At 67.4% G+C, this 18,931-nt stretch carries 18 protein-coding genes; 12 read left to right on the top strand and 6 right to left on the bottom strand.

Going from position 1 to position 18,931, the window contains the following annotated elements; all coding sequences use genetic code 11:
* Nucleotides 1-24 precede the first annotated feature (24 nt).
* The 11 genes from G369_RS0113155 (at nucleotide 25) to xylB (ending at nucleotide 12,130) form a co-directional block, all read left to right on the top strand.
* Nucleotides 25-954: a LysR family transcriptional regulator gene (locus tag G369_RS0113155; protein ID WP_020723060.1), complete on the top strand. Its 930-nt coding sequence runs from the start codon at nucleotides 25-27 to the stop codon at nucleotides 952-954.
* Nucleotides 955-1,140: 186 nt separating this feature from the next.
* A complete protein-coding gene (locus G369_RS0113150; protein ID WP_019654469.1) occupies nucleotides 1,141-2,451 on the top strand; it encodes an ABC transporter substrate-binding protein in 1,311 nt (436 codons plus the stop codon).
* Nucleotides 2,452-2,600: 149 nt separating this feature from the next.
* Nucleotides 2,601-3,458, top strand: a complete 858-nt coding sequence (locus tag G369_RS0113145; RefSeq protein ID WP_019654468.1) for a carbohydrate ABC transporter permease — start codon at nucleotides 2,601-2,603, stop codon at nucleotides 3,456-3,458.
* Between the two features lie 150 nt (nucleotides 3,459-3,608).
* Nucleotides 3,609-4,433, top strand: a complete 825-nt coding sequence (locus G369_RS0113140) for a carbohydrate ABC transporter permease (RefSeq protein WP_019654467.1) — start codon at nucleotides 3,609-3,611, stop codon at nucleotides 4,431-4,433.
* Between the two features lie 119 nt (nucleotides 4,434-4,552).
* Nucleotides 4,553-5,593, top strand: a complete 1,041-nt coding sequence (locus G369_RS0113135) for an ABC transporter ATP-binding protein (RefSeq protein ID WP_019654466.1) — start codon at nucleotides 4,553-4,555, stop codon at nucleotides 5,591-5,593.
* A gap of 82 nt (nucleotides 5,594-5,675) precedes the next feature.
* Nucleotides 5,676-7,079, top strand: coding sequence for a D-arabinitol 4-dehydrogenase (gene dalD / locus G369_RS0113130; protein ID WP_019654465.1), 1,404 nt, complete (start codon nucleotides 5,676-5,678; stop codon nucleotides 7,077-7,079).
* Nucleotides 7,076-7,864 carry an L-iditol 2-dehydrogenase gene (locus G369_RS0113125; RefSeq protein WP_019654464.1) on the top strand — a complete coding sequence of 263 codons (789 nt, stop codon included), beginning with the start codon at nucleotides 7,076-7,078 and terminating at the stop codon, nucleotides 7,862-7,864. Before dalD ends, G369_RS0113125 begins: the two co-directional genes overlap by 4 nt.
* Nucleotides 7,865-7,870: 6 nt before the next feature.
* A complete protein-coding gene (locus tag G369_RS0113120; RefSeq protein WP_019654463.1) occupies nucleotides 7,871-8,542 on the top strand; it encodes a transaldolase family protein in 672 nt (223 codons plus the stop codon).
* Between the two features lie 17 nt (nucleotides 8,543-8,559).
* The gene (locus tag G369_RS0113115; RefSeq protein ID WP_019654462.1) at nucleotides 8,560-9,534 is read left to right on the top strand and encodes a carbohydrate kinase family protein; all 975 of its coding nucleotides are present in this window, start codon (nucleotides 8,560-8,562) and stop codon (nucleotides 9,532-9,534) included.
* A gap of 14 nt (nucleotides 9,535-9,548) precedes the next feature.
* Nucleotides 9,549-10,493, top strand: coding sequence for an AraC family transcriptional regulator (locus G369_RS0113110; protein WP_019654461.1), 945 nt, complete (start codon nucleotides 9,549-9,551; stop codon nucleotides 10,491-10,493).
* A gap of 170 nt (nucleotides 10,494-10,663) precedes the next feature.
* Nucleotides 10,664-12,130 (top strand): xylulokinase, encoded by a 1,467-nt coding sequence (xylB, locus tag G369_RS0113105; protein ID WP_019654460.1) that lies wholly within the window; start codon nucleotides 10,664-10,666, stop codon nucleotides 12,128-12,130.
* A 159-nt stretch (nucleotides 12,131-12,289) separates the two neighbouring features.
* On the opposite strand, the gene groL is transcribed toward xylB, so the two are convergent.
* The 6 genes from groL to G369_RS0113075 form a co-directional block, all read right to left on the bottom strand.
* Nucleotides 12,290-13,942: a chaperonin GroEL gene (gene groL, locus G369_RS0113100; protein ID WP_019654459.1), complete on the bottom strand. Its 1,653-nt coding sequence runs from the start codon at nucleotides 13,940-13,942 to the stop codon at nucleotides 12,290-12,292.
* Between the two features lie 31 nt (nucleotides 13,943-13,973).
* Nucleotides 13,974-14,264 carry a co-chaperone GroES gene (locus tag G369_RS0113095; RefSeq protein ID WP_007835162.1) on the bottom strand — a complete coding sequence of 97 codons (291 nt, stop codon included), beginning with the start codon at nucleotides 14,262-14,264 and terminating at the stop codon, nucleotides 13,974-13,976.
* Between the two features lie 265 nt (nucleotides 14,265-14,529).
* Complete coding sequence (locus G369_RS0113090) at nucleotides 14,530-15,756, bottom strand: NAD(P)/FAD-dependent oxidoreductase (RefSeq protein ID WP_019654458.1); 1,227 nt, start codon at nucleotides 15,754-15,756, stop codon at nucleotides 14,530-14,532.
* 18 nt (nucleotides 15,757-15,774) lie between these two features.
* Nucleotides 15,775-16,092 (bottom strand): non-heme iron oxygenase ferredoxin subunit, encoded by a 318-nt coding sequence (locus tag G369_RS0113085; protein WP_019654457.1) that lies wholly within the window; start codon nucleotides 16,090-16,092, stop codon nucleotides 15,775-15,777.
* Between the two features lie 8 nt (nucleotides 16,093-16,100).
* Nucleotides 16,101-16,571 (bottom strand): aromatic-ring-hydroxylating dioxygenase subunit beta, encoded by a 471-nt coding sequence (locus tag G369_RS0113080; protein ID WP_019654456.1) that lies wholly within the window; start codon nucleotides 16,569-16,571, stop codon nucleotides 16,101-16,103.
* 3 nt (nucleotides 16,572-16,574) lie between these two features.
* Nucleotides 16,575-17,843, bottom strand: a complete 1,269-nt coding sequence (locus G369_RS0113075; protein ID WP_019654455.1) for an aromatic ring-hydroxylating dioxygenase subunit alpha — start codon at nucleotides 17,841-17,843, stop codon at nucleotides 16,575-16,577.
* Nucleotides 17,844-17,982: 139 nt separating this feature from the next.
* On the opposite strand from G369_RS0113075, the gene G369_RS0113070 reads away from it, so the two are divergent.
* On the top strand, nucleotides 17,983-18,924 hold the full coding sequence (locus tag G369_RS0113070; RefSeq protein ID WP_019654454.1) for a LysR family transcriptional regulator: 942 nt from the start codon (nucleotides 17,983-17,985) through the stop codon (nucleotides 18,922-18,924).
* Nucleotides 18,925-18,931 lie beyond the last annotated feature (7 nt).

Below are 18,931 nucleotides of genomic sequence, written 5' to 3'. Positions count from 1 at the left end.
CCGGGGCTTCATATACTTTTGTGCATGACACAAGGGCCTTCCGACGCTTCGCTGATGCTCCTCGTGCGGCCGCGCCAGCTGCTGCTGCTGGCCCGGCTCGACACCCATCGCCATCTGGGCCGGGCGGCCGAGGCCATGAACATCAGCCAGCCGGCGGCCACCAAGCTGCTGCAGCAGCTGGAGGATTCGCTGGGCGAGAAGCTCTTCGAGCGTTTGGCGCGCGGCATGGAGCCCACGCCCTACGGCGAGATCCTGATCCGCTATGCCCGCCGCGTGCTCAGCGACTTCGGCAGCGCGCGCGAAGAGATGCTGGCCCTGCGCTCGGGGCTGAGCGGCGCACTGCGCGTGGGCAGCGTGCCGGGCGCGGTGCCGCAGCTGCTGGCGCCGGCGCTGGTGGAATACCACCGCCGGCATCCGCAGGTGGCGGTGTCGGTCGTCGTCGAGACCAGCGACGTGATCCAGGCGCAGCTGGAGCAGGGCGATGTCGACTTCGTGCTGGGCCGTCTCACAGACGGCCACGACGAGGCGAAGTACGCGAGCGTGCCGTTGCTGGGCGAATCGCAGGTGGTGGTGGTGCGCGCCGCCCATCCGGTGTTCGAGCGCGGCAACGTCACGCTGGCCGAGATGGCGGGCTGGTCGTGGGTGCTGCAGCCGCCGGGCTCGCCGCAGCGCGGGCGCTTCGAGGCGGCGATGCGCGAGGCGGGCATTTCCGACCGGCTCGACATCATCGAAACGGCATCGCCCATTGCCATCACCGCCTTGCTGGAGAACTCCGACATGGCGGCCGTGATGCCCGCCTCGCAGGCCGGCCACTACGCCCGCCTGGGCGTGCTGCGCGTGGTGCCGGTCGAACTGCCGGTGCGGGTGCCGCCGATCTGCCTGATCACCCGCGCCGACCGGGCGCTGTCGCCCGCGGCGGCGCAGCTGCGTCGCCAGCTGCTTGGCAGCGCCTGAGGCCTTTGGCTTGCCAATTTCCATGCTGTATTGCATCGATTAGGGATTTCACTAGCCAATCGATGCATGAAAGTACTGGTGATGGCGGCACCAGTACCAAAATCGCAGGCCCGCTTCTCCAGAATTCGCGGCACGGCGACCCGACAGACAGAAAGAGGGCGTCGCTCACTTCCTCTAGGAGACAACATGAAGCGTTTTCTGAAAGCGGGCCTCGTCCTCGCACTGATCGGTACTGGCGTCGTCTCGCAGGCCGCCACCGAGCTCGTGATCGCGACCGTGAACAACGGCCACATGATCGAGATGCAGAAGCTCACCCCCTTCTTCGAGAAGGCCAACCCCGACATCAAGCTCAAGTGGGTCACGCTGGAAGAAGGCACGCTGCGCCAGCGCGTGACCACCGACATCGCCACCAAGGGCGGCCAGTTCGACGTGATGACCATCGGCCTGTACGAGACGCCGATCTGGTCGAAGAAGGGCTGGCTCAAGCCCATCGCCACCGACGCCGCCTACGACGTGGACGACCTGCTGCCCGCCATCCGCGACGGCCTGTCGAACGAGGGCAAGCTCTACGCCGCGCCTTTCTACGGCGAGAGTTCGATGCTCATGTACCGCAAGGACCTGGCCGACAAGGTGGGCGTGAAGTTCCCCGAGCAGCCCACCTGGGCGCAGGTGAAGGAGTTCGCCGACAAGGCCAACGACCCGAAGGCGGGCGTCTACGGCATGTGCCTGCGCGGCAAGCCGGGCTGGGGCGACAACATGGCCTTCCTGACCACGCTGGTCAACACCAACGGCGGCCAGTGGTTCGACATGCAGTGGAAGCCGCAGATCGACACCAAGCCCTGGAAGGACGCCATCACCTTCTACGTCGACCTGATGAAGAAGGACGGCCCTCCGGGCGCCTCGGCCAACAGCTTCAACGAGAACCTCGCGCTCTTCAACGAAGGCAAGTGCGCGGCCTGGGTGGACGCGACCATCGCTGCCTCTTTCATCAGCGACCCGAAGCAGTCGAAGGTGGCCGACAAGGTGGCCTTCGCGCAGGCGCCCACCGCCGCCACGCCCAAGGGTGCCAACTGGCTGTGGTCGTGGAACCTCGCCATCCCGGCCAGTTCGACCAAGGACGAGGCGGCGCAGAAGTTCATCAAGTGGGCCACTTCGAAGGACTACATCGCGCTCGTAGCCAAGGAAACCGGCTGGGCCTCGGTGCCGACCGGCACGCGCAAGTCGACCTACGCGAACCCAGAGTTCCAGAAGGTCGCCAAGTTCGCCGCGGCCGAGAAGAAGGCGATCGACAGCGCGAACCTGACGGACAGCACGCTGCCGAAGTCGCCGTACGTGGGCGTGCAGTACGCGGCCATTCCCGAGTTCCAGGCGATCGGCGTGGCGGTGGGGCAGCAGATGAGCGCGGCGCTGTCGGGCAAGGTCACGGTCGACCAGGCATTGAAGACTTCGCAGACGGCGGCTGAGCGTGAAATGAAGAAAGCGGGCTACTACAAGTAAGCCTCCGGGGCTTGCTCCCTCCCCCGCTGGGGGAGGGTCGGGGTGGGGGCATGCGGCGCATCGATAGGCGCCGCGCCTGATCGGGCAGCCCCCATCCCTGCCTTCCCCCAGAGGGGGAAGGAGCCAGAGACAACAAGAAGGGACTGCCCATGAAAAGACTCCTGCCCCGCGCCCTCATGGCGCCCGCCGTGCTCACGCTCTTCCTCTGGATGATCGTGCCGCTGGTGATGACGTTGTACTTCTCGCTCGTGAACTACAACCTCATGCAGCCGGGCGAGCGCACCTTCGCGGGCATCGAGAACTTTCACTACTTCATCACCGACCCCGACTTCTGGCCGGCCACCTGGAACACCCTGCTGCTGATCGGCAGCGTGATCGTCATCACCGTAGTGCTCGGCGTGCTGCTCGCGCTGCTGGTGAACGAGCCCTTCCCGGGGCGCGGCATCGTGCGCGTGCTGCTGATCTCGCCCTTCTTCGTCATGCCCGCGGTCAACGCGCTGCTGTGGAAGCACATGATGATGAACCCCATCTACGGCATCCTGGCCGACGTGTGGCGCATCTTCGGCGCGCAGCCCGTCGACTGGCTCACCGACGTGCCGCTGCTGTCGGTGATCATCATGGTGGCCTGGCAGTGGCTGCCCTTCGCCTGCCTGATCTTCATCACCTCGCTGCAGTCGCTCGACCGCGAGCAGATGGAGGCCGCGCGCATGGACGGCGCGAGCGCGTTCCAGCGCTTCTTCTATCTCACCATCCCGCACCTCGCGCGCCCCATGGCCGTGGTGATCATGATCGAGATGATCTTCCTGCTCAGCGTGTTCGCCGAGATCGCCATCACCACCAACGGCGGGCCCGGCAACGAGAGCACGAACATGACCTACATGATCTTCAAGCAGTCGCTCATGAACTTCGACGTGGGCGTGGCTTCGGCGGGGGCGCTCTTCGCGGTGGTGCTGGCCAACATCGTGGCCGTGTTCCTGATCCGCATCATCGGCAAGAACCTTGACTAGTCATGTGGCACACCCCCAGTCTTCGCGCACTTCGTGTCGCTTCGCCAACCCCCTTGCAGGGGGCAACACCGACGGCCCGGCAAAGCCGGTTACGTGGTGTTCCTGGAACTGATCCAGTCTCGAATCAACCAGCAGTGGAGTAGCCAGATCATGCAACCCAGCAACTTCCTGCCGCAGCTGCTGCGCACCGTCGGCGCGTGGGCCGTCGCGCTGCTGCTGTTCTTTCCGCTCGGCTGGCTGTTCCTCACGGCCTTCAAGACGGAGCTGCAGGCGATCCATGTGCCGCCGCTCTTCATCTTCGAGCCCACGCTCGACAACTTCGGCGAGGTGCAGCGCCGCAGCGACTACTTGCTGTACGCGCGCAACTCGCTCATCACCAGCCTGGGCTCGACCATCCTGGGCCTGCTGATCGCGGCGCCTGCCGCGTACTCGATGGCCTTCTTCCGCACGAAGAAGACGCGCGACATCCTGATGTGGATGCTCTCCACCAAGATGATGCCGGCGGTCGGTGCGCTGGTGCCGATCTACGTGATCGCGCAGACCGCGGGCCTGCTGGATTCGCTCACCGCGCTGACCATCGTGTTCACGCTGTCGAACCTGCCGATCATGGTGTGGATGCTCTACAGCGCCTTCAAGGACATCCCGCCCGAGATCCTCGAAGCCGCGCGCATGGACGGCGCCAGCCTCTGGACCGAGTTCCGGCACGTCGTGATGCCGCTGTCGGTGGGCGGCCTCGCATCCACCGGCCTGCTGTGCCTGGTGCTGAGCTGGAACGAGGCCTTCTGGGCGCTCAACCTCAGCTCCGCCAAGGCGGGCACGCTGGCCACGCTCATCGCTTCGTACTCCAGCCCAGAGGGGCTGTTCTGGGCCAAGCTGTCCGCCGCTTCGCTGATGGCGATTGCGCCCATCGTGGTGTTCGGCTGGTTCAGCCAGAAGCAGCTCGTTCAAGGCCTGACCTTCGGTGCCGTGAAATGAACACCACCCCCAGTCTTTGCGCACTTCGTGTCGCTTCGCCAACCCCCGGATTGCGCTGCGCGCTCTCGAGCGCTGTGGGCGCCTCGTTTGCCCGCCCACAAAACATCAAGGAGTCGTGAATGGCCTACCTCGAACTCAAGAACATCAAGAAGAGCTTTGGTGAAGTCAACATCATCAAGGGCGTCGACCTGCAGATCCAGAAGGGCGAGTTCATCGTCTTCGTCGGGCCCTCGGGCTGCGGCAAGTCGACGCTGCTGCGGCTGATCGCGGGGCTGGAGCCGATCACCAGCGGCAACCTGCTGCTGGACGGCAAGGACATCACCTGGGCGCCATCGGGCAAGCGCGATCTCGCGATGGTGTTCCAGAGCTATGCGCTCTACCCGCACATGAGCGTGTACGACAACATGTCCTTCGCGCTCAAGCTGGCGGGCGTCTCCAAGAGCGAGATCAAGACCAAGGTCGAGTACGCGGCGAAGACGCTGAACCTCACGCAGTACCTCGACCGCACGCCCAAGGACCTCTCGGGCGGCCAGCGCCAGCGCGTGGCCATCGGCCGCGCCATCGTGCGTGCGCCGAAGGTGTTCCTGTTCGACGAGCCGCTGTCGAACCTCGACGCCGCGCTGCGCGGCAACACGCGCGTGGAGATCCACAAGCTGCACCGCGCGCTCGGCGCGACCACCATCTACGTGACGCACGACCAGGTCGAGGCCATGACGCTGGCCGACCGCGTGGTGGTGCTGAGGGACGGGCTGATCGAGCAGGTCGGCTCGCCGCTGGAGCTGTACGACCGCCCGGCCAACCAGTTCGTCGCGCAGTTCATCGGCATGCCGTCGATGAACATGGTGGCGGCGAACGCGATTCCCACCTTCTCCGCCGCCACCGGAGGCAGGCTGCCCGCCGACGGCTTCCTGGGCGTGCGCCCCGAGGGGCTGCGCGTGCATCCGAAGCAGGGCGCGCCGGTGTCGGACGTGCTCGGCCGCGTCGAGCTGGTGGAGGCACTGGGCGCCGACACGCTGATCCACGTCGACGTGGGTGGGGTGCCGCTGATCGCGCGTCAGAACGACCGCACGCCGCTGCAGGCCGGCGACGACGTGGCGGTGGAGCTCGATCCGTCGGTGCTCCATCTCTTCAACCGCGAGGGCCGTTCGGTCTTCGCGTGACCTCGACTTTCCGTCCACCGTCTTTTCAACGGACCTTCTCGTGACCATTGCGCAAACTCCACCGGCTCCTTCCGAGTTCACGGTGCTCCATCTCGGCCTGGGCTCGTTCCACCGCGCCCACCAGGCCGTATACCTGCAGCGGCTGATCGACGCGGGCGACACCCGCTGGTCGATCTCCGGCGCCAACATCCGGCCGGACATGGCCGAGGTCGTCGCAGCGCTCGAGGCGCAGGGCGGGCGCTACACGCTCGAAACCGTCTCCCCCGCGGGCGAGTACCGCTACGAGGAGATCTCCGCGATTCGCGAGGTGCTGCCCTGGGAGCCCTCGCTGGCCAAGGTGATCGCGCGCGGCGCGGCGCCCTCGACGCGCATCGTGTCCTTCACCGTGACCGAGGCGGGCTACTACCTCGACGACAAGGGCAGGCTCGACCTGTCGTTCCCCGACCTCGCGGCCGACGTGGAGCGCGCGCGCCGCGGCGAAAGCGGCGAGACCGAAGGCAAGGGCGTGACGATCTACGGCGCCGTCTGCGCCATCCTGCGTGCGCGCAAGACCACGAACGCCGGCCCGCTGACGCTGCTGAACTGCGACAACCTGCGCCACAACGGCGACCGCTTCCGCGCCGGCCTGCTGGAATTCATCGAACTGGCGGGCGATGCCGATCTGCTCGCCTGGGTGAAGGCGAACACGCGCTGCCCGAACGCGATGGTCGACCGCATCACGCCGCGCCCGCCGCCCGAGCTGCGCGCCCGCGTGAAGGCTGCCACGGGTCGCGACGACGCGGCCGCCATCACCGGCGAGAGCTTCATCCAGTGGGTGATCGAGGACGACTTCGCGGCCGGCCGGCCCGACTGGGGCCGCGTGGGCGTGCAGCTGGTCGAGTCGGTGCAGCCTTATGAAGAGGCCAAGATCCGCATCCTCAACGCCACGCACAGCTGCGTGGCCTGGGCGGGCACGCTGGTAGGGCTCGGCTTCATCCACGAGGGCACGCACGACGCGGCCATCCGCAAGATGGCCTACGACTACGTCACCGACGACGTCATTCCCTGCCTGACTCCCAGCCCCATCGACCTCGCGGCGTATCGCGACGTGGTGCTCGACCGCTTCGGCAACCCCGCCATCCGCGACACCAACCAGCGCGTGGCGGCGGACGGCTTCTCGAAGATCCCTGGCTTCATCGCGCCGACGGTGCGCGAGCGCCTCGCGGCCGGCCAGCCCATCGAGAGCGTGGCGATGCTGCCCGCGCTGTTCCTGGCCTTCCTGCAGCGCTGGCACAAGGGCGCGCTGCCCTACGCCTACCAGGACCAGGGCATGGACGAGGCCGTGGCGCACGCGATCTGCGACGCTGCAGACCCTGTGGTCGCACTGTGTTCCGACGTGGGGCTGTGGGGCGACATCGCGGGCGACCACCGCCTGATCGACGCCGTGCGTCGCGCGAACGAACGCGTCGCGCGCTTCGTGCAGGCCGCTTCGGGGCACAGGCCATGAGCGGCCGGCTGCAGGGCAGGCACGTGCTGCTGACCGGCGCGGGCGGCGGCATCGGGCTGGCCGTGGCCGCGGCCTGCATCGGCGAGGGCGCGCGCTGCACGGTGATCGACCGCGCGCCCGCCGCTCCCGAGGCCGTGCGCACACTGCAGCAGCGCCACCCCGACGGCCTCGCCTACATCGCGGCCGACGTGACCGACACGCAGGCCATCGCCCACATGCTGGCCGAGGCGCAGGTCGCCTTCGGGCCGATCCACACGCTCTTCAACAACGCGGCGGTGTTCGATCTCGCGCCCCTGCTCGACAGCGACGAGGCCTCGTTCGACCGTCTCTTCGCCGTCAACGTGAAGGGCATGTTCTTCGTGATGCAGGCGGTGCTGCGCCACATGGTGGAGGCCGGCACGCAGGGCGCGTCGGTCATCAACATGGCCTCGCAGGCCGGGCGGCGCGGCGAGGCGCTGGTGTCGCACTACTGCGCGACCAAGGCGGCCGTCATCAGCTACACCCAGAGCGCCGCGCTGGCCATGGCGCCGCACGGCATCCGCGTCAACGGCATCGCCCCCGGTGTGGTCGACACACCGATGTGGGACCATGTCGACAGCCTGTTCGCCAGGGCCGAAGGACTGCCGCTTGGAGAGAAGAAGCGGCAGGTCGGCCTGGCGGTGCCGCTCGGACGCATGGGCGTGCCGGACGACATCGCGGGGGCGGCGGTGTTCCTCGCCAGCGACGAGGCGCGCTACATCACGGCGCAGACCCTCAACGTCGACGGCGGCAACGTCATGAGCTGAGACCCGATGAACCAAGACTTCCACCTGTACCTCGACAGCGCCGACATGGCCGAGCTGCAGGCCTGCCTGCCGCACCCCGTGGTGCACGGCGTGACGACCAACCCGACGCTGCTCAGGCGTGCCGGCATCGGCCGCGCCGGCGTGCCCGGCCTGCTGCGCCGCTGCATCGAGCTGGGCGCCAGGCAGGTGCAGGCGCAGGTGTATTCGCAGGACGCCGACGGCATGCTGGAGGACGCGCAGGCGCTGCTCGCGCACTTCGCGCCCGGCCAGCTGGTGGTGAAGATCCCGGCCACGCGCCAGGGCCTGGCGGCCGGCGCGCGGCTCATCGCGCAGGGCGTGCCGGTCACCTGGACGGCGGTGTACGCGCCCGAGCAGGCGCACTTCGCGGCGCAGCTGGGTGCAGCCTATGCCGCACCGTACCTGGGCCGGCTGGAAGACTCCGGCGCCGACGGGCTGGGGCTGATCGCGCAGATGCAGGCGCTGGTGGCGCAGCGGCCCGCGTCGGGCACGCGGCTGCTGGTGGCCAGCATCCGCTCGCGCGAGGCCTACCTTTCGCTGCTGAAGATCGGCGTGGGCGCGATCACCATCCCGCCGCGCCTGTTTTCCGAGCTGCTCGATCATCCCGCCACGCTGGCCGCTGAAAGCGGCTTCCTGGCCGACGCGCGCGACCTGCCCTGATCCAGAATCCAGCCATCATGCGCATAGCACTCACGGGCGAAGCCCTCATTGATTTCACCGCCAGCGAGGCTGGCAACCTGGCGTTCCTGGGGCACGAGGGCGGCTCGCCGCTCAACACGGCCGTGGCCTGCGCGCGGCTCGGTCAGCCGACGGGCTTTCTCACGCAGCTGTCCACCGACCTGTTCGGCGAGCGGCTGATGGGCTTCCTGCAGCGCAACGGCGTGGACACCAGCTTCATCCTGCGCAGCAACGCGCCTTCGACGCTGGCCTTCGTCGAGCGCACCCCGCAGACCAACCGCTACGCCTTCTATACGCAAGGCAGCGCCGACGCCACCTGGGCGCCCGAGCCGCTGCCGCAGCTGCCGGCTGAATGCCGCTTCCTGCACTTCGGCTCGATCTCGCTGCTGCAGGACCCGGCCGCCGCGCGCATCGCCGACCTGATCGCGGCCAACCGCGGGCAGCGCGTGATCGTGTTCGACCCGAACGTGCGGCCCAGCCTGATCTCCGACATGGCGGCCTATCGCGAGCGCGTGCACGGCTGGTTCGGCATGGCCGACCTGGTCAAGCTCAGCGACGAGGACGCCGCGCTGCTCGCGCCCGGGCAGCCCGTCGATGCGCTGGCCGCCGAGTGCCTGAAGGCCGGCGCGCGCGCCGTGATCGTCACGCGTGGCGGCGACGGCGCGACGCTCTGGCGCACGGGCCGTGCGCCGCTGAGCGTGGCGGCGCCGCGCGTCACCGTGGTCGACACCATCGGCGCGGGCGACACCTTCACGGCTGGTCTGTCGGTGGCGCTGCTCTCGCACGGCATCGAGCAGCCCGGTCAGATCGACGGGCTGGCCGACGAAGACTGGAAGGCCGTGATGGGCTTCGCCGCCACCGCCGCCGCCCTCAACTGCACCCGCGAGGGTGCCGATCCACCGACGCTGGAGGCGGTTCACGCCGCGCTGGCGAAGGCACAAAATACCGCTGTTGCTGCTGCTTCCCGGCCTTGAGCCGTGCTGCCATCATGACGACGTCCACCCGCAAGCGCTCGATTCCCCGCCAGCGCCAGCCCGAACTGGAGCGCGACTTCGCGCGGTCGCCCTCGCTGGGCTACGAAGCCCCCGAAGAAACCGGCCTGGTGCGCTGCCTCGCGCACGGCTTCCCGAGCCCGCTGGTGCGATGGCACTTCCATGAGGACTACGAGCTTCACCTGATCACCGAGACATCGGGCAAGGCCTTCATCGGCGACTGGATCGGGCCCTTCCAGCCGGGGCACCTGGTGCTGTGCGGGCCGCGGCTGCCGCACAACTGGATCTCGCTCGACGTGCCCGAGGGCGGTGCGGCCGGGCGCGACCGCGTGATCCAGTTCCGCCACGAGCCCATCGAGCATGCGGCGCAGCAGATTCCCGAGCTGCGCGAGGTGATGCAGCTGCTGGAGCGGGCGCGCCACGGCATCGAGTTCTTCGGCATGTCGCAGCAGGCGCAGTCGCACTGGGACCGAATCAAGGCCGCGCGCGGCGTGCGCCGCCTGGGCCTGTTCCTCGACTTCATGGCCGACCTGGCGCAATGCACCGACTACCGGCTGCTGTCGAGCGTGCAGATGCAGGGAGCGCAGGGCGCCGACGGCGATGCGCAGGTCGACCAGATCAACGGCATCGTCAACCGCATCACCAACAACATGGCCGAGCCGATCTCGATGTCGGACGTGGCGGCTGAGCTGGGCATGAGCGAGAGCCGCTTCAGCCGCTTCTTCAGGCGCTCCACCGGCAACAGCTTCACCGACTTCGTCAACCGCGTGCGCATCAACAGCGCCTGCCACCTGCTGATGCAGACCGACCACTACGTGACCGACATCTGCTACCAGGTGGGCTTCAACAACGTGGCGAACTTCAACCGCCGCTTTCTCGAGATCAAGGGCATGACGCCGAGCGAGTTCCGCAAGCAGGCCGACACACGCTTCGGGGTATGAGCTTCTCCTCCAGGCTGCGCGCACTTCGTGTCACTTCGCCAACCCCCTCTCCGGGGGCAACACCGCAGGCCCGGCAAAGCCGGTTCCTCGGTGTTCCTTGAAGGGAAAGCGGGTTCTTCGTAAGTCCGCCGCGCGAAAGCACGGCAATCTGAACAAACAAGGGGTTCATCTTGTATCTGGGACTCGACCTCGGCACGTCCGAGCTCAAGGCGCTCTTGCTCGCCGACGACCACCGCATCGTGGGCGTGGCCCGTGCACCGCTCACCGTCGAACGGCCGCAGCCGCTGTGGTCGGAGCAGGCGCCGCAGCAGTGGTGGCAGGCGCTCGAAGAAGTGATGCGTGCGCTGGGCAAGTCGCATCCCGAAGAACTCGCGGCGGTCCGCGCCATCGGCCTGTCGGGCCAGATGCACGGCGCCACACTGATCGACCAAGCAGGCGAAGTGCTGCGCCCCGCGATCCTGTGGAACGACGGCCGCAGCGGCGCCCAGTGCGAGGCGCTCGCGCGTGCCGTGCCCAGGCTCGGCGAAATCGCGGGCAACCTCGCGATGCCGGGCTTCACCGCGCCCAAGCTGCTGTGGGTGCGCGAGCACGAGCCCGAGGTCTTCGGCCGCGTCGCGCGCGTGCTGCTGCCGAAGGACTGGCTGCGCTTCATGCTCAGCGGCGAGGCCGTCAGCGAGATGTCGGACGCCGCGGGCACGCTGTGGCTCGACGTGGGCGCGCGCGACTGGTCTGACGAGCTGCTCGCTGCCACCGGACTGACGCGTGCGCACATGCCGAGGCTGGTGGAGGGCAGCGAGGTATCGGCACAGCTCAAGCCCGAGCTGGCTGCGAGATGGGGCCTGCGCGACGGCGTGAAGATCGCCGGCGGTGCCGGCGACAACGCGGCGAGCGCGGTCGGCATGGGGCTGGTCGAGCCGGGGCAGGGCTTCGTCTCGCTCGGCACCTCGGGCGTGGTGTTCGTGTCGACCGACCGCTTCCTGCCGAACCCCGCGCAGGCGATGCATGCCTTCTGCCATGCGCTGCCGAAGCGCTGGCACCAGATGTCGGTGATGCTCTCGGCCGCCAGCGCGGTGAGCTGGGCCGCGAAGACCTTCAGGTTCGCCGACGAGGCGGCGCTGCTCGAAGCCGCAGCAAGCGTTCCGCCGGCGCAGCGCGAACGCTGCCCGCTGTTCCTGCCGTACCTCTCGGGCGAGCGTTCACCGCACAACAACCCCAACGCGCAGGGCGTGCTCTTCGGGCTCACGCATGCGCACGGGCCGGCGGAGATCGCCTATGCCGTGGTCGAGGGCGTGAGCTTCGGCCTGCGCGACGGCTTCGACACCCTGCGGCTGCCGGAAGACATGCCGATGCGCGAGATGGCGCTGGTCGGCGGCGGCGCCCGCAGCGTGTGGTGGGGGCAGTTGCTGGCCGACATCTTCGGCGTGACGCTAACGCTCTATGCAGGCAGCGAGACGGGCGGGGCGCTAGGAGCGGCGCGGCTGGCGTGGCTGGCCGATGGCGGCTCGGTGGCGGAGGTTTGCACGCTGCCGCCGGTGAAGCAGCAGTTGGTGCCCTCGATCGAGAGTGCCGATGTCCGCAGGACAAGGCACGCGCGCTTCCAGTCGCTGTACAAGTCACTGCGAGACCAGTTTCAGTAAACCGCACGATTGCCACGACCATGAAAAAAGCCCGTCGGAGACGGGCTTTTTTCATTTCGCGGGACACCGCGGATCCGGCTTGGCCGGTCCGCAGGTGTCGCCCCCGGTAGGGGGTAGGCGTAGCGGACACGAAGTGCCGCGCAGCCTGGGGGCGAGCAATTACATGCCCATGCCGCCCATGCCACCCATGCCGCCCATGTCGGGCATGCCGCCGGCCGCAGGAGCGTCGTCCTTCGGAGCGTCAGCCACCATGGCTTCGGTCGTCAGCAGCAGCGAGGACACCGAAGCGGCGTTCTGCAGTGCGGTGCGGGTGACCTTCGTCGGGTCCAGGATGCCCAGCTCGAGCATGTCGCCGTACGTGTCGTTGGCGGCATTGAAGCCGTAGTTGCCCTTGCCGGCCAGAACCGCGTTCACCACCACCGAGGCTTCGCCGCCGGCGTTGTTCACGATTTCGCGCAGGGGAGCTTCGATCGCCTTCAGCACCAGCTTGATGCCGGCGTCCTGGTCGGCGTTGTCGCCCTTGACCTTGTCGCCCACGGCTTGCTTGGCACGCAGCAGAGCCACGCCGCCGCCGGCAACCACGCCTTCTTCCACTGCAGCGCGGGTGGCGTGCAGGGCGTCTTCGACGCGAGCCTTCTTTTCCTTCATTTCGACTTCGGTGGCAGCGCCGACCTTGATCACGGCAACACCGCCGGCCAGCTTGGCCACGCGCTCTTGCAGCTTCTCACGGTCGTAGTCGCTGGTGGCTTCCTCGATCTGCACGCGGATCTGCTTCACGCGGGCTTCGATGTCCGGAGCAGCGCCCGAGCCGTCGATGATGATCGTGTTTTCCTTGCCCACTTCGATGCGCTTGGCCTGGCCCAGGTCGGCCAGGGTCACCTTCTCGAGGGTCAGGCCCACTTCTTCGGCGATGACCTTGCCGCCCGTCAGGATGGCGATGTCTTCCAGCATGGCCTTGCGGCGGTCGCCGAAGCCAGGAGCCTTGACGGCCACGACCTTCAGGATGCCGCGGATGGTGTTCACCACCAGCGTAGCCAGGGCTTCGCCTTCGACTTCTTCAGCGATGATCAGCAGCGGACGGCCGGCCTTGGCAACTTGCTCCAGCGTGGGCAGCAGGTCGCGGATGTTGCTGATCTTCTTGTCGAACAGCAGGACGAACGGGTTGTCCAGGATCGCCGATTGCTTCTCGGGGTTGTTGATGAAGTAGGGCGACAGGTAGCCGCGGTCGAACTGCATGCCTTCGACGACGTCCAGTTCGCTGTCCAGCGACTTGCCGTCTTCCACGGTGATCACGCCTTCCTTGCCGACCTTGTCCATCGCGTCAGCGATGATCTTGCCGATGGTTTCGTCGCTGTTGGCCGAGATCGAGCCGACCTGGGCGATTTCCTTCGACGTGGTGGTGGGCTTGGAAGCCTTCTTCAGCTCTTCGACCAGGGCAGCCACTGCCTTGTCGATGCCGCGCTTCAGGTCCATCGGGTTGATGCCGGCGGCCACGTACTTGAAGCCTTCGCGAACGATGGCTTGAGCCAGCACGGTCGCGGTGGTGGTGCCGTCACCGGCGTTGTCGCTGGTCTTGGAGGCCACTTCCTTCACGAGCTGGGCGCCCATGTTCTGGAGCTTGTCCTTCAGTTCGATTTCCTTGGCGACCGACACGCCGTCCTTCGTGACGGTGGGGGCGCCGAACGAGCGCTCGAGCACCACGTTGCGGCCCTTGGGGCCCAGGGTCACCTTGACTGCGTTGGCGAGGATGTTCACACCCTCGACCATGCGTGCGCGGGCTTCGCCGCCGAAGACTACGTCTTTTGCTGCCATGTTCTATTACTCCGAATGGGGATCTGTTGAATTACTTCTCGACGACCGCGAACAGGTCGTCTTCCTTCATGACGAGCAGCTCGTCGCCGCCGACCTTGACGGTCTGGCCGCTGTACTTGCCGAACAGGACGCGGTCGCCGACCTTCACGGTCAGAGCGGCCAGTTCGCCCTTGTCGTTGCGCTTGCCCGGGCCCACGGCCAGGACTTCACCCTGATCGGGCTTCTCGGCGGCTGCGTCGGGGATCACGATGCCCGATGCGGTCTTGGTTTCGCTGTCAACACGCTTGACGATCACGCGATCGGCCAAAGGACGAAGTTTCATTGCATCTCCTGGATGTATGGATAAGAAACGGGTTTGTGGTCGGGTGCCGGACCGGGGACCGGCAGCCCATCGACTGGAAGCGAGGCCGTTGTTAGCACTCATCAGCAGCGAGTGCTAATCATAAGGGCAATCGATGACGTTTCAAGGAAGGGAAAGTGGCGGAAGGCGGTTTGCCGCCGTCCGTGAGAACCAGGGACGCTACGACTCCTCCATTTTTACCAGGGTAAAAATGGAGGAGTGCAGAGAGCGCTCCCGTCCGTGCTGCTCAAAGCTTGGATAGCGGCACCTGCAGATCGGCCAGCTGGCCCGCATCCACGGGCGTCCCGCGCTCGATCAGCCGCCGGGCGAATCGCAGATCGCGCGCCGCGTTCGGGCCCAGCGCCGCGACGACCTTGCCGGCGTCCAGGAAGAACACGACGAAGCTGTCGCCCTGCATGTCGCCGCGCACCACGGCCAGATGCTCCGGCGCGGGCATGCCGAATATCTGGAGGTTGATGCCGTACTGGTCCGACCAGAACCACGGCAGCGGCTGGTGATTCACCGCGATGCCCAGCGCGGAGCGCGCGGCCGCGATGCCTTGCTCCTGCGCGTTCTGCCACGATTCCAGCCGCATCCGGCGCCCGGCGCGTTCGCAGTGCCAGACGGCGACGTCCCCAGCGGCGAGGATGTCGGGGTCGGAAGTGCGGCATTGCGAGTCGACCACCACACCGCCCTCGCACTGCAAGCCCGCCTCGCGCGCGAGTTCGTCGTTGGGGACGAGGCCGATGCCGGCCAGCACCGCGTCGCAGGCCAGCGTGCGCCCGTCGACGAGCGTGGCGATCAGCCCGGCGCCGCCTTGCGTCTGCGCCAGGCGCTCGATGCCCATGCCCAGCTCGACGCGAACACCGTTCGAGGCGTGAAGCCGCAGCAGGTAGGCGGAAATTTCCGGCGGCACTGTGCGCTCGCAAAGCCGCTGCATCGCTTCCACCACGGTGACGTCGAGCCCCTTTTTGCGGGCGGTCGCGGCCACTTCGAGCCCGATCCATCCTCCGCCAACGATCAGCAGCCGCCTGCCCGGCACGAGTGCGGCGCCCAGGGCCGCGGCGTCGTCCAGGTTGCGCAGCGTGAAGACGCCCGGCAGCTCTGCCCCGGGGATGCCCAGCCGCCGCGCGCGGCCGCCGGTGCACAGGATCAGCTTGTCGTATCCGACGACGTCGCCGCCGCGCAGGTGCAGCTGCTTCGCCGCCCGGTCGATGCGCGTCGCGCTCGCGAGCGGGCGCCAGTCCAGCTCCAGTGCATCGAAGGCTTCGGGCTTCTGGAGCCGGGTCGTTTCCGGCAGGGCTTCTCCGGCGAGCACGGATTTCGACAGCGGCGGGCGCTCGTAGGGGCGATGCGCCTCGTCGCCGATCAGCACGATCCTGCCGCCGAAGCCTTCGCTGCGCAGCGTCTGCGCCGCCCATCCGCCGGCCTGGCCGGCGCCGACGATCGCGATCGTCTTCTCATCCGCGCTCATCGCTTGCTCCAGCAGGGGTCAGTCCAGCGAGAGAAAGACCCGCCCGCCCTCGATCTTCACGGGATAGGAGCGGATCGCCTCCGTCACCGGCGCGCAGGTGGGCGCGCCGTTGCGCACGTCGAACTTGCCCTGGTGCAGCGGGCACTCGATCTCGTGGCCCTCGAGAAAGCCTTCGCACAGGCGGGCGTGGCCATGCGTGCAGAGGTTGTCGGTGGCGTAGACCTCGCCCTCGACGCTGTAGAGCGCGACGTCGCGGCCGGCCACGAGGACGCCGATCACGTCGTCCGCGGGCACGTCGCCGAGTGCGGCGGCATCGGTCCATTGCAGATCACTCATGGCAGTCCTCAGATCGGGTAGATGACGGAGTTCGGGATCATTTCGCTGTCGTAGATGACCTGGCGCGAGGCGAACTTCAGGCCCTCTTCGGTGCGCACCACCACGTCGATGTAGCGGCCCACGCTGAAGACGCTCGAGAGCTCCGAAAGCTTGGTGCGGAAGACCGCGTAGTTGGCCTCCGACTCGATGCGCCCCGGCTCGGCCTTCAGCACCACCGGCGCGCCCACCACGTGGCGCTGGTAGTACGGGTCGTGGAAGAGGGTCTCGCGGATGCCGTAGACACGGTCCTTCAGCATGCCCTTGCTCTCGAAGGAGAGCGTCGCGAGCGGGAAGCCGCGGTCGTGGTTCTCGCGCGGCTGCAGCCGATAGCTGCAGTCTTCGGTGAAGAACTCGGGCCACAGCTCCCACTGGCTGGAACTCACGGCCTGGGCGTAGCGGGCATAGAGCTGGGAGAGCTCGAAGTATTCCTGGAAGTCCATCGCTCAAGCCTCCATCACCTTGCGCCAGTACTCGTACATGCCCCGGATCAGCGTCTCGGTGACCATGTGGTCCGTGTCGCCGACCTCGCGGCCGCCGAGCTCGGCCAGCGTGCGGTGGAAGGGCTTCTGCTCGAAGCCCTTCTGCGAGAGCTCGATCACCTCGCCGTCGTCGGCCGACACGAAGCCCGCGGGGCCGAAGAGGTTGGCCTGGCGCAGGCGGCGCCGCGTCATCTCCTCGGTGTCGTCCTCGAAGCCGAAGTGCGTCCACACGAAGTCGAAGGCTCCGGGCCCGCTGGGCTGGATGTGCCGCGTCGAGACGCTGTTGACCTGCTGCTGCAGGATCACGCTCGGAAAGAGCGTCATCATCACCGCCGTCGGGCCGCCCCACCATGGCTCGGGCACGATGTCGAGGAAGCGGTCGTCGTTGAGCTTCATGCTTTCCTTGAAGCTCGAAACCTGCGTCACCTGCTCGGCCTTGCCGCTCGCGCCGCGCGTTGAGATCATGGCCGCGTGGCGGTGGTGCCGGTCCATCTTCAGTTCCGACTTGTTGTCCGCGCGCCAGAGGCCGAAGGTCACGAACCAGGTGTGCAGCAGGCCGGGGTGGTACGGGTCCTTGATGTTTTCCTGCATGAGCTTCCAGTTGCCCGGAATGCGCTGGCGGTTGTAGCCGAGGATGGTGAGCTTGCGGCCGTTGAAGAGCCGGTCGAAGTAGCCCAGGATCTCGGGCCCCATGAAGTCCTCGAGCGATTCGACCTCGGGGTCGAAGGAGGCGAAGACCACGCCGCCGCGCCGCGCCACCTTGAGCTTGTTGAGTCCGTGCTCGGCGGGCTTGAAGTCTGCCGGCATGCCGCCGTTGACCTTGCCGTCCTGCTTCACGCCGCGGCGGAAGGGCACGCCCTGCAGGCCGCCCGCTAGCGTGTAGTTCCACTGGTGATAGGGGCAGGTGAAGCCGCCGTCCTTGCGGTTGCCGTGCCGCTCGCGGCAGAACTGCATGCCGCGATGGGCGCAGACGTTTTCCACCACGCTGATGGAGTCTTCGGCATCGCGCACCATGATCACCGAGCGCTCGCCCACCACCGTGCGCTTGAAGTCGCCGACCGCCGGAATCTCGGCCTCCAGGCCGACGTAGCTCCAGTGGTTTCGGTAGAAGAAACGCTCCAGCTCCTGGCGGTGCAGGTCGGCCTCGGTGTAGGCCATGAAGGGGATGCGGCTGGTGCCCTGGCTTTCCCAGTGGATCTTCTGCGGGAAGACCGCCGATGCGGTGTCGTCCATTCCTGTGTCTCCTTGGCCGTCCCGGGGGAGGGCGGCGTTTGTCTCTCGTGGGTGCATCGATGATCCCCACTCGGCCGTCATCGCTCAATAGAATGTTGTCAATAGTTCATATTGATTTCAAGAATGTGAGACGCCGACGATGGAGCTGAAGGACATCGATCTCAACCTCCTGGTCGTCTTCCAGCAGCTGCTCGTCGATCGCAGGGTCTCGAAGGTGGCGGCCAGCCTCGGCCTCTCGCAGCCGGGCGTGAGCAATGCGCTCGCGCGGCTGCGCAAGCTCACCGACGATCCGCTCTTCCTGCGCACGCCCGGCGGCATGGAGCCCACGCCGTATGCGCAGCAGCTCGCCGAGCCGACGGCGCGCGCGCTGCAGGTCATCCATGCCGCGATGAACCGGAAGGCCTCGTTCGATCCGGCCACCTCGAAGCGCGCCTTCACCGTCGGCATGACGGACATCGGCGAGATCTACTTCCTGCCCAGGCTGATGAAGGAGATCGCGAGGGTCGCGCCCAATGTCTCGCTGAGCACCGTGCGCAACACCGCGGTCAACCTGCAGGACGAGATGGAGGCGGGCCACGTCAACCTCGCGATAGGCCTGCTGCCGCAGCTGAAGGCGGGCTACTTCCAGCGCAGGCTCTTCAGGCAGCACTACGTGTGCATGTTCCGGCGGGGTCATCCGCTGGACGGCCGCAAGAAGGTGTCGCTCGACGACTTCTCCGCCGCCGACCACGTCGTGGTGGTGTCGGCGGGCACAGGCCACGGCAACGCCGACGAGTTCCTCGACCGCAAGAAGATCACGCGCAAGGTGGTGCTCACCGTGCCGCACTACGTGGCCGTGGGCCACATCCTGCACGACTCCGACCTCGTCGCGACGGTGCCGGAGAAGCTCGCGCAGGCCCTGGCGGGGCCCTTCGGGCTCTCCTACGTGCGACATCCGGCGAAGCTGCCGGAGATCGCGATCAACCTGTTCTGGCACGGCCGCTTCCACAAGGACCCGGCGATCGCCTGGCTGCGCTCGCTGATCATCGGCCTGCACGGCGAAGGCGCCGCGGCGCAGGGGCAGGGCCGCAAGGACGGCTGATCCGCAG

The sequence above is a fragment of the Variovorax atrisoli 110B genome, assembly GCF_000382045.1.
Classification (GTDB): domain Bacteria; phylum Pseudomonadota; class Gammaproteobacteria; order Burkholderiales; family Burkholderiaceae_C; genus Variovorax; species Variovorax atrisoli.
The sequence above is the reverse complement of the archived record's forward strand: the minus strand, read 5'-3'. Positions and strand labels throughout refer to the sequence as shown.